The sequence below is a fragment of the Microvirga arsenatis genome, from assembly GCF_009910705.1.
Lineage (GTDB): Bacteria > Pseudomonadota > Alphaproteobacteria > Rhizobiales > Beijerinckiaceae > Microvirga > Microvirga arsenatis.
This window is the reverse complement of the sequence record NZ_JAAAXJ010000001.1, coordinates 621,021-636,071: the sequence shown is the minus strand read 5'-3', so window position 1 is coordinate 636,071 and position 15,051 is coordinate 621,021. Positions and strand designations below refer to the sequence as shown.

At 64.9% G+C, this 15,051-nt stretch carries 11 protein-coding genes; all 11 read right to left on the bottom strand.

What is annotated here, in order from left to right; translation table 11 throughout:
* Positions 1–23: 23 nt before the first annotated feature.
* A complete protein-coding gene (locus tag GR303_RS02940; protein ID WP_161724484.1) occupies positions 24–2,102 on the bottom strand; it encodes a calcium-binding protein in 2,079 nt (692 codons plus the stop codon).
* An 824-nt stretch (positions 2,103–2,926) separates the two neighbouring features.
* Positions 2,927–3,622, bottom strand: a complete 696-nt coding sequence (locus GR303_RS02935) for an ABC transporter ATP-binding protein (RefSeq protein WP_161724633.1) — start codon at positions 3,620–3,622, stop codon at positions 2,927–2,929.
* Between the two features lie 2 nt (positions 3,623–3,624).
* Positions 3,625–4,914, bottom strand: a complete 1,290-nt coding sequence (locus GR303_RS02930; protein WP_161724481.1) for a lipoprotein-releasing ABC transporter permease subunit — start codon at positions 4,912–4,914, stop codon at positions 3,625–3,627.
* Between the two features lie 6 nt (positions 4,915–4,920).
* Entirely contained in the window at positions 4,921–6,249 is a 1,329-nt protein-coding gene (gene proS / locus GR303_RS02925; protein WP_161724479.1) for a proline--tRNA ligase, read from the bottom strand.
* 392 nt (positions 6,250–6,641) lie between these two features.
* Complete coding sequence (locus tag GR303_RS24270; protein ID WP_161724477.1) at positions 6,642–6,908, bottom strand: DUF1467 family protein; 267 nt, start codon at positions 6,906–6,908, stop codon at positions 6,642–6,644.
* Between the two features lie 79 nt (positions 6,909–6,987).
* Positions 6,988–7,392: a methylmalonyl-CoA epimerase gene (gene mce / locus GR303_RS02915; RefSeq protein WP_161724474.1), complete on the bottom strand. Its 405-nt coding sequence runs from the start codon at positions 7,390–7,392 to the stop codon at positions 6,988–6,990.
* A gap of 126 nt (positions 7,393–7,518) precedes the next feature.
* Positions 7,519–9,192, bottom strand: a complete 1,674-nt coding sequence (locus GR303_RS02910; RefSeq protein ID WP_161724472.1) for a ribonuclease J — start codon at positions 9,190–9,192, stop codon at positions 7,519–7,521.
* Entirely contained in the window at positions 9,192–10,022 is an 831-nt protein-coding gene (locus tag GR303_RS02905) for a biotin--[acetyl-CoA-carboxylase] ligase (RefSeq protein ID WP_343038471.1), read from the bottom strand. Before GR303_RS02905 ends, GR303_RS02910 begins: the two co-directional genes overlap by 1 nt.
* Positions 10,023–10,024: 2 nt before the next feature.
* Complete coding sequence (gene nuoN / locus GR303_RS02900; RefSeq protein WP_161724471.1) at positions 10,025–11,464, bottom strand: NADH-quinone oxidoreductase subunit NuoN; 1,440 nt, start codon at positions 11,462–11,464, stop codon at positions 10,025–10,027.
* A gap of 7 nt (positions 11,465–11,471) precedes the next feature.
* Complete coding sequence (locus GR303_RS02895) at positions 11,472–12,983, bottom strand: NADH-quinone oxidoreductase subunit M (protein ID WP_161724469.1); 1,512 nt, start codon at positions 12,981–12,983, stop codon at positions 11,472–11,474.
* On the bottom strand, positions 12,983–15,025 hold the full coding sequence (gene nuoL / locus GR303_RS02890) for an NADH-quinone oxidoreductase subunit L (RefSeq protein ID WP_161724466.1): 2,043 nt from the start codon (positions 15,023–15,025) through the stop codon (positions 12,983–12,985). Before nuoL ends, GR303_RS02895 begins: the two co-directional genes overlap by 1 nt.
* Positions 15,026–15,051 lie beyond the last annotated feature (26 nt).

Below are 15,051 nucleotides of genomic sequence, written 5' to 3'. Positions count from 1 at the left end.
TTGGTTCGGCGGTGCGCTGCTGCTCAGAGTGTGAAGAGCTGGAAGTGATTGGCGGTAAGCTGGGTGCCGGGGGTCACCTTGGCAAACAGCACCTGAGCAATGGAGCCGGAGCCGTCCGCATCGTAGTAGAGCGCCCCCGTGCTCTGATCGTACACGATCTTCTGCGCCGTCGTCGTGGCCCGCGGGCCTGCCACAAAGGAGCTGCTCTTCAGCGTGGTGTTGAGCACATAGCCCTCCTCCGCCACCACCGCCGCAAAGGCCGAGAACACGTTGGTGCACAGCACGATCCTGTCCTCCGCCGCGCTGAAGTCGACCAGCGTGTCCGCGCTGCCGTGCAGCTCCGCCCAGGGTGCCGTGTCGAACCGGAACACGTCCCGCCCGGCCCCGCCCGCAAGCCAGTCCAGCCCGTCGCCGCCCGACAGCGTGTCGGCTCCCTCGCCCCCGTGCAGGTAGTCGTTGCCGCCCTCGCCCAGAAGCTCGTCGTTGCCGCCGTAATCCCACAGGGTGTTGGCCCCGTCGTTGCCCTGCAGCACGTCGGCGTGCCACGAGCCCTGCAGCCCCTCGATCGACACATACGCGTCGCCCGCCGCATCGCCCGTGTTCAGGTGCGGGCTCTTCAGGCTCGCCCGCACCCCGCTCGCGCTGCTCCAGTACACCGCAAAGTCGATGCCCTCGCCCCCGTCCAGGTGATCGCCCCCGCCCCGGCCCTCGAGCACGTCGTCGCCCGATCCGGCATAGAACCCGTCCCAGCCGGCTGTGCCGTAAAGCTCGTCCCCGAAGGCCGAGCCCTTCACCCCCTCGATGGAGACATAGGTGTCGCCCGCTGCCTCGCCCGCATTGCGGGCCATGTTCATGCGGTCCACCACCACCCGGCCTGCGGCCTCGGAGTAGTCGGCCACATCGAAGCCCTCGCCGCCGTCGAGAAGATCGCCGTGCGTGCCGCCCAAGAGGTAGTCGTCGCCGGCGCCGCCTTTGAGCACGTCGGTGTTGCCGCGCCCCTTCAGGATGTCGTTGCCGGCATCGCCGAAGAAGGTGTCGACGCTGGCGTTGCTGCCCTCGAGGGTGTCGGCATGGGTCGAGCCGTCGATCCCCTCGATGGAGATGTACACGTCGCTGGCCGCTTCACCGGTGTTGCGCGAGAGGTTCTCCAGGTCCACCCGCACGCCTGACGCCGCGCTCCAGTAGCTCGCCGTGTCGATGCCGGCGCCGCCGTTGAGGGTGTCGGCGCCCCGCCCGCCCTCGAGCGTGTCGTCGCCGGACCCGCCCAAGAGATCGTCGTCGCCGCCGGCGCCCTTGAGCCGGTCGCGGCCATCGTCGCCCCAGAAGGTGTTGGCCGCATCGTCGCCCTCCAGGATGTCGTCGAAGCGCGAGCCGTCGACCACCTCCACATCGATCAGCTTGTCGCCGCCGGCCTCGCCGCGGTTGAGGCTCTGGTTCCACAGGTAGACCTGCACGGCCGTGAGGCTGTGGTAGTAGCTCACCGTGTCGCGGCCGGCACCGCCGTCGAGGGTGTCGGCGCTGATGCCGCTGAACATCCGGTCGTCGCCGTCGTCGCCATAGAGAGCATCGCCGCCGCCGTCGCCGTCGAGCACGTCGTTGCCGGCCCCGCCCTCCAGGCGGTTGCCCAGGTTGTCGCCGGTGAGCACGTCGGCATGCTCGGAGCCGACCAGGCCCTCGACGGACAGGAACGTGTCGCCGGCGGCCTCGCCGGTGTGCTGCACCACATTGGACAGGGTGACCGTGACGCCGGCGGCAGAAGGCGCGTAGCTGGCGATGTCGAAGCCGGCGCCGCCCTCCAGCCGGTCGGCGCCGGCGCCGCCCACGAGAATGTCCAGGCCCGCGCCCCCCTTCAGGGTGTCGGCGCCGGCCCCGCCGTCGAGCACGTCCGTGTCGTAGGGATCGTCAGCCCCGGTGAGCACGTCGTCGCCGCCCAGCCCGCTCAGCATCTCCGCGCCGGAAAGATCGTCGTTGCCCTCCGTCCCCTCCTTGAAGGTGAGGTACATAGTTCTAGTACCGGTTTCAATGACCCTGATGCGGCCGTCCTTGATCGCATCGATCAGCTCCGCTCGCTCCCTCTCGATCCGAAGAAGATCCTGGGTCATGAGATGGTTCGTATACTCGGCCGGAACGCCGAAAAAACGCAAACTAAGGTCCCCCTCGGGGCCATTGTAAATTCCTTGCCTCTGCACCTCTGTAACGGAGCCATCGGACCAAGTAATTCTGGTATTCGTCCTTACCACTCCGCCGCCCATATACTCGGCCGAAATGGACGAGGAGACCAATGCAGGTACTGCAATACGTCCGATGTAATCAGCAGACTTTATGCCTTCCCCTCCCTCACCGAGGCTCGATGCTGGAGTTGTCGTTCTGATCGTGCGTCCATCCCAAGTTTCGACGACTGTTACGATATTGCCACCTTGCCTGTAGATGTTCTTATCTTTGACGTCTTCGGGACGGACGCTAGCCCCACCATTCGGAATCACCGCTACACTCACTCCGCTAGCTCCGCCTGTCCCTCTGCCAGCTTGCGCCCCCCAGTACACGCCGCTCGGCCCGGCTTTGCCACCGTGCTGCGCCATGAATTGCAGATATGCGAGCTCAAGTCGGCTTAGCATCGTGTGCCTCCCTTACAGACATTCTACGGGTTCTAGTCTAATCCCATCTACGGTCGGTCACAGATGCTACAAAACAAAAGCGGCAGGAACTCTCGATTTATATAGGATGATTGTTATGTTTTAACTTTGTTGAACACTGCGGATACTATAGATCGTATATCCCGCTACGTAATATATATTGAAGATTGCAGTTGCGAGCACAGCACGATTGGAATGGCCGCTCAATCGACCTGCAGACATGTGCTCAACACTGAACAACGCGCTTGGCAGCCGCGCCACCGCGGGTAGGCAATTGGGAATGACGAAAGCGCCTAAGGCAGCTGCACCACCAACCCATCCCGTATCGTCACCCGCCGATCCATGCGCGCCGCGAGGTCCATGTTGTGCGTCGCAATGAGGGCTGCGAGCTTGGAGGCGTGCACGATGGCGACGAGCGTCTGGAAGACGCGGTCGGCGGTGTGCGGGTCGAGGTTGCCGGTGGGTTCGTCGGCCAGGAGCAGGCGCGGCGCGTTGGCCACCGCGCGGGCGATGGCGACGCGCTGCTGCTCGCCGCCGGAGAGTTCGCCGGGGCGGTGGTCGAGGCGCTTGCCGAGGCCCAGGAAGGTCAGGAGCTGCCGCGCCCGCTCCTGCGCTTCCGACTTTGAAAGGCCGCGGATGAGCTGCGGGATCACCACGTTCTCAAGCGCCGAGAATTCCGGCAGGAGGTGGTGGAACTGGTAGACGAAGCCGAGCTCCTCACGCCGGATGCGCGTGCGCTCCTGATCGTTCATGGCGGCGGTCGGCTTGGAGCCGACGAAAACCTCGCCGCCATCGGGCTTTTCCAGCAGGCCTGCCACATGAAGCAGAGTCGACTTGCCCGTGCCTGAAGGGGCGACGAGCGCGACGATCTCGCCCGGCCAGATCGCCAGATCGGCGCCGCGCAGCACTTCGAGAAAGCTGTCCCCTTGCGGGTAGCGGCGCTCGACTTTCGACAGGTGCAGGGCGGGCTGGGACTGGGCTTGCGGCATACTCAACCGTAACGCAACGCCTCCACGGGATCGAGCTTCGCAGCCCGCCAGGAGGGATAGAGAGTGGCAAGCAGCGAGAGCACCATCGCCATGATGAGAATGCTCGCGACCTCCGTCGGATTCACATCGGCCGGCAGGCGGCTCAGGAAGTAGAGCTCGGCCGGGAAGAGATTGGTGCTCGTGAGCCGGGAGATCACGTCCCGGATGGTCTCGACATTGAGGGCGAGCAGCAGCCCGAGGCCGAAGCCCGCCAGCGTCCCGACAATGCCGATGGAGGCGCCGGTGATGAGGAACACGCGCATGATGGCGCCCCGCGTCGCCCCCATGGTGCGCAGGATCGCGATGTCCTCCGACTTGTCCTTCACCAGCATGATGAGCCCGGAGATGATGTTGAGCGCCGCCACCAGCACGATGAGGGTGAGGATGAGGAACATCACGTTCCGCTCCACCTCGAGCGCCCCGAAGAAGGTGCGGTTGCGCTGGCGCCAGTCGGTCATCAGGATCGGGCGGCCCGCCGCCTCCTCGATGGCGGCTCGAGCCTCGTCCACCCGGTCGGCATTGTCGAGATAGACCTCGATCAGCTGCACGTCGCCCTGGCGGTTGAAATAGTTCTGCGCTTCGGTGAGCGGCATGAACACGAAGGTGGAGTCGAATTCCGACATGCCGATCTCGAAGATCGCCTTCACCGGGTAGCCCTTCACGCGCGGCGCGGTGCCGAAGGGCGTCGAGGCGCCGCGCGGGGTGATCAGCGTGAAGGTGTCGCCGGCCTGAATCGAGAGCGCATCCGCGAGGCGGCGGCCGATGGCGACGCCCTCGCCTTCGTCGAAGTCTTCGAGGGTCCCCTGGCGGATATTGCCGGAGATGTGCTCGATCTTCCGCAGGTCCTCCGGGCGGATGCCGCGCACGAGAACGCCGCTGCCGTTGTATTGCGAGGAGCCGAAGGCTTGGCCCTCCACCAGAGGAATGGCGCGCCGGATGCCGGGCACGGCGGCGATGCGGGCTGCGACCTCCGGATAATCCGTAAGGGGGCTTTCCAGCGGCGCCACGAAGATGTGCCCGTTGATGCCGACGATCTTGTCGAGCAGTTCCTTGCGAAAGCCGTTCATGACCGAGAGCACCACGATCAGGGTGGCGACGCCGAGCATGATGCCCAGGAACGAGAAGCCTGCGATGACCGACACGAAGCCTTCCCGCCGCCTCGTGCGCAGGTAGCGCCCGGCGAGCATCCACTCGAAGAGCGAGAAGGGCCTCGTGCCCGATCGTGACAGCCTGGCTTCCGGTGCTTTGGCCATGGGCGCTTATTTGTGGCCGCTCAGCCGGGCGGCCACGTCCTCGAGCGAAAGCATCTCCCGCTCCCCGGTGGCGCGGCGCTTGAGCTCGACCTTGCCTTCGGCGAGGCCCTTCGGGCCGATCAGAACCTGCCACGGCACGCCGATGAGGTCGGCGGTGGCGAACTTGGCTCCGGGACGCTCGTCCCGGTCGTCGTAGAGTACGTCGCGTCCGGCGGCGGAAAGCTCCTGATACAGTTTCTGACAGGCGGCGTCGGTGCCGGCATCGCCTGCCTTCAGGTTCAGGATCGCCACGTCGAACGGGGCCACGGCCTCGGGCCAGATGATGCCGTTCTCGTCATGGCTCGCCTCGATGATGGCGGCGATCAGGCGGCTCGGGCCGATGCCGTAGGAGCCCATGTGAACCGGCCTCTCCTGCCCGTCCGGCCCCATGACCCTGGCCCCCATGGGCTCGGAATACTTGGTGCCGAAATAGAAGATATGACCCACCTCGATGCCCCGGGCGGACATCTTCTTGTCGGCGGGCACGGCCTCGTATGCCGCAGCGTCATGCATCTCCGAGGTTGCGGCGTAGAGGGAGGTCCACCTGTCGACCGTGCTCTGGAGGGCGGGAATGTCGTCGAAATCCGTGTCGGCCGGCGGAATGTCGAAATCCAGGTAATCCGCGTGGCAGAACACCTCGCTCTCGCCCGTAGAGGCCAGGATGATAAATTCGTGGCTCAAGTTTCCGCCGATGGGGCCGGTATCGGCCCGCATGGGGATCGCCTTCAGCCCCATGCGGGCGAAGGTGCGCAGATAGGCCACGAACATCTTGTTGTAGGAATGGACGGCACCGGCCTGGTCCAGGTCGAAGGAATAGGCATCCTTCATCAGGAACTCGCGCGAACGCATGACGCCGAAGCGCGGGCGCACCTCGTCGCGGAACTTCCATTGGATGTGATAAAGGTTCAGCGGCAGGTCCTTGTAGGAGCGCACGTAGCCCCGGAAGATCTCCGTGATCATCTCCTCGTTGGTGGGGCCGAACAGCATCTCGCGCTCGTGGCGATCCTGGATCCGCAGCATCTCCTTGCCGTAGGCGTCATAGCGGCCGGATTCGCGCCAGAGGTCGGCGGACTGGATCGTCGGCATCAGGAGTTCGATGGCGCCCGACCGGTTCTGCTCCTCGCGCACGATGGCATTGACCTTGTTCAGGACCCGGAGGCCCAGGGGCAGCCAGGCATAGATGCCTGCAGCTTCCTGGCGGATCATGCCGGCGCGCAGCATCAGGCGATGGGAGACGATCTCCGCCTCTTTCGGCGTCTCGCGGAGGATGGGAAGGAAATAGCGGCTCAAACGCATGGGACGCCTTCAGGATCTCGTTCGGAACAGGATTGGGGTAACGACTCGTTCCCTGCACACAACACAGGCCCCAGGCAAAAGACAAGCTGTCATCGTGTCCGCATGGCTACGCCACGGTGAATTAGACGAAAGATGGAGAGGGCAAGTGCCGAAAAAAGCGTCAGGGCCTGCCCAAGAAAGGTGACACCCTAGTGGAACCTCACTATAACGAACTGGTAACGTGTTCGACCTTCAAAGGTCAGCCGCTACGGTCCGAGTTTCGGGAGGAACAAGGTCCCCAAGCGCCAAGCAGGCGCCGGCCCTAGAAAGCCAGGGACAAAAATTGCCAAAAGGCAGTTCAGGCAAGGCGAAAGCCTTGCTTTTTTCTTGTGCGCTCCCGCTCTCCAGGCCCCTCAGAGCCCTGCCAGAGGGAACACGGCCGCCGCGATCAGAAGCACGACCGAAGCCACGAGGGTGGTCCATATCGCCTTTTCGCGCAGGGCCGGGAGCGTGGGTGCGCCCGGTTCGCTGCCCTGCACCACCTCCCCCGCCTCGGCCTGGCTGCGGACCCCGAAGGGCAGGACCGCGAAGAGCAGGATCCACCAGATCACGAAATAAAGGGCCAGGCCGCCGCTCACCCGCAACCCGAACCAGCCGACCGCGGCGGCAATGGCGATCATGGACACCGCCACAACGGCAGCCAGGGTTGACCACAGCGATCCGGCAACAGCTTTTACAAGGCTTATCAACAGCTTGTCCTCAGGCTTGCTCGAGTTCGATGAGGGTCCCGTTGAAATCCTTTGGATGCAGGAAAAGCACGGGTTTCCCATGAGCGCCGATCTTCGGCTCCCCCGAGCCGAGCACCCTGGCCCCGGACTTCACAAGCCGGTCGCGCGCGGCTTCGATATCGTCAACCTCGTAGCAGATGTGATGCATGCCGCCATCAGGGTTCTTCTCCAGGAAACGGGCAATCGGCGAATCCTCGCCCAGGGGCTCCAGGAGTTCGATCTTGGTGTTGGGCAGGGTGATGAACACCACGCTGACGCCATGCTCCGCGAGCGGCTCGGGAGCCGATACCTGAGCCCCGAGGGTGCTGCGGTAGACCTCCGAAGCCGCTGCGATATCGCGCACGGCGATGGCAACATGGTTGAGGCGTCCGATCATCCCTATTCCCTCTGCGCTTCCCTTTGGAGCGGTCGGCGATTCCATCGAATCGCCCACCGCCTTGTAAGTCTTTGGTTTGTCGCCATTTCGGACGGAAAACCGGTTCCCACTTTTCCTGAAATGGCTTTAGGCCTCGATCACGAGGACATGGCAAGCCGGCTTCTTGCCCCATTCCTGGTTGACGGCGGCCCGCACCGCCCGGTGGACGGCGTTCTCGACGGCCTCCGAGTCCCGGCGCTTGGCCTTGGGCAAGCCGTCGAGCAGGTCTGCCACCGTATCGGCAATGATGTCGGCCATCTCCCGTCCCTGCCGGTTCTTGTCAGGCAAGCCCATGGCATCGATGACGGGATCGCCCACGAGCTCGCCCCGATCGTCGATGGCGATGGCGACGGTGACGATGCCGGCGAAGGCGAGCTTGCGGCGCTCCGGCAAGGCGCGCTCACCCGCCCCGATCACGATGTTGCCGTCCTTGTAGAGGCGGCCGGCCGGGATGTTGTCGATGATCTCGGCGGGGCCGGGGGCCAGGCGCACGAGCGTCCCGTTCTTCGCCTGGACAACTTCCTTCACGCCCTGCTGGCGGGCGAACTTCGCATGCTCGCTCAGGTGCAGCGGTTCGCCATGGGCGGGAATCGCGATCCGGGGCCGTGTCCACTGATACATCTGCGCCAGCTCCCCCCGGCGGGGATGGCCCGACACATGGACAAGCTCGGTCCGATCGGTGATGACCTCGATGCCGCGCTCGATCAGGCCATTGATGATGGCGCCGACCGCCTTCTCGTTGCCGGGGATGGCGCGGGACGAGAAGATCACCCTGTCCCCCGCGGAGAGCGCGATATCGGGATGCTCATCCTGAGCGATGCGCGCGAGCGCGGCGCGGGGTTCGCCCTGGGAGCCGGTGAGGATCGCGACGACCTTGTCGCGGGGCATGTAGCCGAAATTCTCCGTGGATCTGAATTCGGGCAGATCATCGAGATAGCCGCATTCCTTTGCGACCTCCACGACACGGTCCATGGCCCGGCCGACCACGACGACTTCGCGCCCGCATTCCCGCGCAGCCTCGGCCACGGAACGGATGCGGGCAACGTTGGATGCGAAGGTTGTCACCGCCACCCGGTGGGGTGCATCCTCGATCAGCTTGGCGAGGTTCCTGGATACGTCGGCCTCGCTGGGGCTCGTTCCCTCGCGGACCACGTTGGTGGAATCGCAGACGAGGGCGAGAACGCCCTCGTCTCCCAGGGCCCGGAAGGTCTCCTCCGATGTCAGGCTGCCGAGATAAGGCGTGCTGTCGAGCTTCCAGTCGCCGGTATGCACCACAAGCCCATGCGGCGTCCGGATGGCGAGAGCATTCGACTCAGGGATCGAGTGGGCCACCGGCACATACTCGATCTCGAAGGGGCCGAGCTTCAGGCGTTGGCCCGGCACAATTTCGTTGAGGTCGACCTTCGGCGCATTGGGCTCAGACAGGCGGCGTGTCTCCAAGAGACCGATGGCGAATTTCGTGGCGTAGACGGGCGCGCGCAGGCGGGGCCACATCTCGACAAGGGCGCCGATGTGATCCTCATGGGCATGGGTGATGAAGATGCCGAGGAGGTTGTGGCGCTCCTCCTCGATGAAGCGCAGATCCGGATAGACGAGATCGATGCCAGGCAGGTTCTCCTCGCTGCCGAAACCCATGCCGCAATCGACCAGAATCCACTGCCGATCCTCCTCCGGCCCGAAGCCGTAAAGGGCAGCGTTCATCCCGATTTCGCCGAGTCCTCCGAGAGGGAGAAAGACCAGTTCGTCCTGCTGGGAAGCCATTAATGTTGAAACCTTTTCGTGCCAGCGTCAGGCTTGGCTATATCGTGCAGCAAATTGGGAAAATAAAGGTCGCCTGCGTCGATCAGTTCCATTCCGCCGGCGCTTTTCAGCTGCAGGCGGCCGAAGCGGTCGAGCCCTTCGAAGGTGCCTCGCTTCTCGCCGGAGGGAAGCCGGATCGTGACCTCCTGGCCCAAACCTGCCGCGCGCTCGAGCCAGAGCCGGCGGATCGCGCCGAACGGGTCGGAGGCACTCATCCGCGCGGATGTCCTCCATGCGGAGAATGTGCGGGCGAAAGCCGAGGAGAGCGCGCGAAACACCTCCTCCCGCGCCAGGTTCGGCCCGGACGCCTGGAGCGTGGTTGCAGGATACGGCGTGCCCGTCGGTGCGAAGGCGACATTGACGCCGAAGCCGATGACGATGGCGAGGGCTCCGCCTTGCTGGAGCCTGTGTCCTTCCAGAAGGAGCCCGGAGACCTTGGCGCCGTCGAGCAGCAGATCGTTGGGCCATTTCAGGGCAAGGCGCGGCGCCCCCACGCCCGTCACCGTCTCGATGGCCTCGTGCAGGGCAAGGCCGGCCACGAAGCCGAGCTGCGGTGCAGCGGCAACGTCGCAGGGATCGATCAGGAGCAGGCTCGCATAGAGATTGCCCGGCGGCGACGACCATTGCCGGCCGTGCCGCCCCCTCCCCGCCAGCTGCTCGGCGGCGACGATCCAGAGCTGCCCCGGATCGCCGGACCTGGCGGCCTCGAGCGCGTCGTCGTTCGTCGAGTTCGTTGCCTGAAGCGAGACGAGCCTGTATCCGGCCTGCTCGGTGTCGGGCGACAGCTGCACGATCAGAACAACGAGCGCGCGGCGGCCCCTGCCGCGGCCACCAATGGCGCCGGAACGATGCCGAACAGAACCACGAAGACGCTGCAGAGGCCGAGGACCAGCCTCACGCCCGCGGGCTGCGCATCGTAGCGCTCGGCCGGCTCGTCGAAGTACATCACCTTCACGATGCGCAAGTAGTAGTAGGCGCCGATGACGCTCGTCACCACGCCGATGATGGCAAGCGCCACAAGATCGGCTTCGATGGCGGCGTTGAAGACCGCGAACTTGGCGAAGAACCCGGCCAGCGGCGGAATGCCGGCGAGCGAGAACATCATCATGCCGAGGCAGAAGGCGATGACCGGGTGCGTGCGCGCCAGGCCGGAGAGGTCCTCCACGTTCTCGAACATCACGTTGCCGCGGCGCAGGCTGAGGATGCAGGCGAAGGTGCCGAGGGTCATGGCCAGGTAGATCGCCATGTAGACGGCAACGCCCTGGATGCCCTGCTGCGTGCCGGCGGCAAGCCCGATGAGCGCGTAGCCCACGTTGCCGATGGAGGAATAGGCCATCAGGCGCTTGATGTTGCGCTGGCCGATCGCCGCGAAGGAGCCGAGCGCCATGGAGGCGATGGAGATGAAGACGACGATCTGCTGCCACTGGACCAGGATGCCCGGGAAGGCATCGATGAAGACGCGGGTGGCCATGGCCATGCCGGCCATCTTGGGCGCCGCGGCGAAGAAGGCCGTCACCGGGGTCGGCGAGCCCTCGTACACGTCCGGGGTCCACATGTGGAACGGCACGGCGGAGATCTTGAAGGCGATGCCGGCGGACACGAAGACGAGGCCGACGATGGCGCCGATGCCGGCGCTGCCCTGCAGGACCGATGCGATGACCGGGAAGGACACGCTGCCGGTGAAGCCGTAGACCAGCGAGGCGCCGTAGAGCAGCATGCCGGACGAGAGGGCGCCGAGCACAAAGTACTTGAGGCCTGCTTCCGTGGAGCGGACATTGTCACGGTCGAAGGCGGCGATCACGTAGGACGACAGGCTCAGCAGCTCGAGGCCGAGGTAGAGCGCGATCAGGTCGTTCGCGGAGATGACCATCATCATGCCGATGGTCGAGAGCACGATCAGGATCGGGTACTCGAACCGGCTGATGCCCTCGCGGCGCATGTAGTCGAGGGAGAGGATGACGCCGCCGGCGGAGGCGATCAGCGTCAGCGCCTTCATGAACTTGGCGAAGCCGTCGACGACGAAGGAGCCGCTCATGGTTTCGACGCGCTCGGAGGGGAGAATCAGCACCGCCGCCAGAGTGACGGCCAGAAGCGCCAGGGCGATGATGTTCATGCCGTAGCCCGGACGCTCGCCGCGAATGGCGCCGAAGAGGACCATGACGAGGGCTCCGGCCGCCATGAGGATCTCTGGCAGCATCGGGCCGAAGGCGGGAATGGTGAAGGCGGGGTTCATCGTGACCTCAGTGTGCGGCGACAGCGGCCGTTTTTACGGTGGCGAGCGCGGCCTGAACATTGTTCAGCAGCGCCTCCGTCGGCGCCGCGAAGGCGTCGAGGATGGGGCCTGGCTGCACGCCGTAGTAGATGATCAGCAGGATGAGGGGAGCGAAGGTGATGATCTCGCGCCGGTTCAGATCCGTGATGCCCTGAAGCGCGGGCTTCTCCAGCGGCCCGTAGACCACGCGCCGGTAGAGCCAGAGCGCATAGGCCGCCGAGAGGATCACGCCCGTCGAGGCGAAGAAAGCCACCCAGGTGTTGGACCGGAAGGCACCCATCAGGGTCAGGAACTCGCCGATGAAGCCCGAGGTGCCGGGAAGCGCCACGTTCGCCATGGTCAGGATGAGGAACACGACCGCGTAGATCGGCATCCGGTTCACGAGGCCGCCATAGGCCTTGATCTCCCGGGTGTGCATCCGGTCGTAGATCACGCCGACGCAGAGGAAGAGCGCGCCCGAGACGAGGCCGTGGGAGATCATGGTGAACATGGCTCCCTGGATGCCCTGCTCGTTCATGGCAAACAGGCCCATGGTGACGAAGCCCATATGCGCCACGGATGAATAGGCGATGAGCTTCTTGATGTCCTCCTGCATCAGGGCGACCAGGGAGGTATAGACGATCGCGATGATCGAGAGGGCGAAGACCAGCGGCGCGAAGTACTCCGATGCCTCGGGGAACATCGGCAGCGACACGCGGATGAAGCCGTAGCCGCCCATCTTCAGGAGCACGCCTGCCAGGATCACCGAGCCTGCGGTCGGAGCCTCCACGTGTGCGTCCGGAAGCCAGGTATGGACCGGCCACATGGGCATCTTCACCGCAAACGAGGCGAAGAAGGCCAGCCACAGCCAGATCTGCAGGTTCGAGGCGAACTTGAAGGCCAGCAGCGTCGGGATGTCGGTGGTGCCGGCCTGCCAGTACATGGCCATGATGGCGAGCAGCATCAGAACGGAGCCGAGCAGCGTGTAGAGGAAGAACTTGAAGCTGGCGTAGATGCGCCGCTTGCCGCCCCAGATGCCGATGATGAGGAACATCGGGATGAGTCCGGCCTCGAAGAACAGGTAGAACAGCACGAGATCGAGGGCGCAGAACACGCCGATCATCGTGGTCTCGAGGACCAGGAAGGCGACGAAGTATTCCTTCACCCGGTGCCCGATCGACTCCCACGAGGCCAGGATGCAGAAGGGCATCAGGAAGGTGGTGAGCAGGATCAGCGGCATGGAGAAGCCGTCGACGCCGAGCTTGAACCGGATGGTCTCGGTCAGCCAGGCATGGCTCTCCACAAGCTGGAACGACGCCGTCGCCGTGTCGAAGCGCGCCCAGGCCACGAGCGACAGCAGGAAGGTCGCGATCGTCGTCGCCAGGGCCGCCCAGCGGGCGTTGGAGCGGGCAGCCTCGCTGTCTCCCCGCAAGGTGAGGATGAAGGCCGCCCCGACGAGCGGAAGGATGAGAAGGCCGGAGAGGATGCCGAAGCCGAACATTAGTGGGCTCCCCTGAAGAGATAGAAGGTCACGAGAGCCGCAACGCCGATCAGCATCGCGAAGGCATAGTGGTAGACGTAGCCCGTCTGGACCCGCACCACGCCGCGCGTCACGTCGAGGACCCGAGCCGAGATGCCGTCGGGCCCGAGCCCGTCGATGATCCGCTGGTCGCCCGTGCGCCAGAAGAAGCGGCCGACGGCCATGGCGGGGCGAACGAAGATCGCGTCATACAGCTCGTCGAAGTACCACTTGTTCAGGAGGAAGCGGTACAGGATCGGGTGATCCGCCGCGAGCCTCGCCGGCTGCTTGGCGTCGACGATGTACATGTAATAGGCGAGCGCCAGTCCGAGGGCCATCATGATCGAGGGCAGGAGCGGCACCCAGCCCGGGAGATGGTGCATCTCCTCCAGGATGTGGTTCTCGGGCCGCGTGAACAGGGCTCCCTTCCAGAACGCTGCATAGCCTTCGCCGATGAAGGCGTTGTGGAACACGGCACCGGCCACGAGCGCCCCGATGGCGAGCACGACGAGCGGCAGCAGCATCACGAGGGGGCTCTCATGGGGAGTATGGTCGCCGTGGTGGCCGTGCTCGTGCTGCGCATGGTGCGCAGGCTCGACGTCGCGGCTGCGCTCGTCATGCTCCACGCCCTCATGGTCATGAGGGGCATGGGCCGCATGACCGTGGTGGCCATGCCCCCATCGAGCGGTGCCCTCGAAGGTGAGGAAGAACAGGCGCCAGGAGTAGAACGAGGTCATCAGGGCCGCGATGACGGTCGCCAGGAAGGCGAAGGACCCGGCCGAGGAATGGGCCGCGTAGGCCGCCTCGATGATGGCGTCCTTCGAGTAGTAGCCGGCCGTGAACGGGAAGCCGGTCAGGGCCAGGTTGCCGATGAGCATCATGGCCATGGTGAAGGGGATGTAGCGGCGGAGCGCTCCCATGTGGCGCATGTCCTGCTCGTGATGCATGGCGTGGATCACCGACCCGGCGCCCAGGAACAGCAGGGCCTTGAAGAAGGCGTGCGTGAAGAGGTGGAACACGCCCGCGCCGTAAGCCCCGACGCCGAGGCCCACGAACATGTATCCCAGCTGCGAGCAGGTGGAATAGGCGATCACGCGCTTGATGTCGTTCTGCACCAGGCCGACGGTGGCGGCGAAGAAGGCGGTGATCCCGCCGATCACCGTCACGACGGTCAGGGCCGCCGGCGCATACTCGAAGACCGGCGAGAGGCGGGCGACCATGAACACGCCGGCGGTCACCATGGTGGCGGCGTGGATCAGGGCCGAAACCGGGGTCGGGCCTTCCATCGCGTCCGGCAGCCAGGTGTGCAGCAGGAACTGCGCCGACTTGCCCATGGCGCCCATGAAGAGCAGCAGGCAGGCGATGGTCAGGGCATGCCACTCGATGCCGAGGAAGGTGAATCGGGCATTGGCGAACTCGGCCACGCGCGGGAAGATGGAGTCGAAGGTCACGCCGCCGAACAGGACGAAGATCGTGAAGATGCCGAGAAGGAAGCCGAAGTCGCCGACGCGGTTGACGATGAAGGCCTTTATGGCCGCCGCATTGGCGGAGTCCTTCTGATACCAGAAGCCGATGAGCAGATAGCTCGCCAGGCCCACGCCCTCCCAGCCGAAGAACATCTGGACGAGGTTGTCGGCCGTCACCAGCATGAGCATGGCGAAGGTGAAGAGCGACAGATAGGCGAAGAAGCGCGGACGGTGCGGATCCTCGTGCATGTAGCCGATGGAGTAGAGGTGCACCAGGGCCGAGACCGTGTTCACCACCACCAGCATCATGGCGGTCAGCGTGTCGATGCGGAACGCCCAGTCGACCTGAAGGTCGCCGACCGACATCCACTGGGCCACCTGAACCCGGGTGGCGCCGTCTCCGAAGCCGACCTGGATGAAGGACACCCAGGAAAGGACCGCCGCCACGAAGAGGAGCGCCGTGGTGACGATCTCGCTCGGACGGGCGCCGAGCACGCGGCCGAAGAGGCCTGCGATGAGGAAGCCGACGAGCGGCAGGAAGACGATTGCGTGATACATTGTCGTTTACTTCGCCAATCCGTTCG

Coding starts and splice junctions, on each gene's coding strand:
- GR303_RS02940 (WP_161724484.1), bottom strand. CDS start 2,102: ATGACCCAGGATCTTCTTCGGATCGAGAGGGAGCGAGCGGAGCTGATC.
- GR303_RS02935 (WP_161724633.1), bottom strand. CDS start 3,622: ATGCCGCAAGCCCAGTCCCAGCCCGCCCTGCACCTGTCGAAAGTCGAG.
- GR303_RS02930 (WP_161724481.1), bottom strand. CDS start 4,914: ATGGCCAAAGCACCGGAAGCCAGGCTGTCACGATCGGGCACGAGGCCC.
- proS (WP_161724479.1), bottom strand. CDS start 6,249: ATGCGTTTGAGCCGCTATTTCCTTCCCATCCTCCGCGAGACGCCGAAA.
- GR303_RS24270 (WP_161724477.1), bottom strand. CDS start 6,908: ATGATCGCCATTGCCGCCGCGGTCGGCTGGTTCGGGTTGCGGGTGAGC.
- mce (WP_161724474.1), bottom strand. CDS start 7,392: ATGATCGGACGCCTCAACCATGTTGCCATCGCCGTGCGCGATATCGCA.
- GR303_RS02910 (WP_161724472.1), bottom strand. CDS start 9,192: ATGGCTTCCCAGCAGGACGAACTGGTCTTTCTCCCTCTCGGAGGACTC.
- nuoN (WP_161724471.1), bottom strand. CDS start 11,464: ATGAACCCCGCCTTCACCATTCCCGCCTTCGGCCCGATGCTGCCAGAG.
- GR303_RS02895 (WP_161724469.1), bottom strand. CDS start 12,983: ATGTTCGGCTTCGGCATCCTCTCCGGCCTTCTCATCCTTCCGCTCGTC.
- nuoL (WP_161724466.1), bottom strand. CDS start 15,025: ATGTATCACGCAATCGTCTTCCTGCCGCTCGTCGGCTTCCTCATCGCA.